1 protein-coding gene is annotated in these 219 nt (G+C 52.5%); it reads left to right on the top strand.

Annotated elements, in window-relative coordinates; genetic code table 11:
• Positions 1-191 (top strand): hypothetical protein (locus tag CWO84_RS24460; RefSeq protein ID WP_205800399.1); only part of this gene is annotated, 191 nt, incomplete at its 5' end.
• Between the last annotated feature and the right edge of the window lie 28 nt (positions 192-219).

Here is a 219-nt window from a genome sequence, read left to right as displayed (position 1 = left end):
GGTACGTGATGGAAAAGAAAGAGGTCATGCGTAAGAACGGCATCAAGTCGCCCGATATTTTCGACGCTAAGTCGTTCGCGTGGCTGGAGGATGCGGTTTATATGGTGTCGGATAATGCCGGTAGTGGCGTTACTTCGGCGGTTGAGAGCGCCAAAGCGGCGGTTGAGGATATGTTTTCGGATGTGGAGTGATAACGCTTTGCCCAAGCTGCTCTTCGCA

It is taken from the genome of Methylomonas sp. Kb3, from assembly GCF_002834115.1.
Taxonomy (GTDB): Bacteria; Pseudomonadota; Gammaproteobacteria; order Methylococcales; family Methylomonadaceae; genus Methylomonas; species Methylomonas defluvii.
Note: the sequence above shows the minus strand (reverse complement) of the source record. Positions and strands in the feature narration are given on the sequence as shown.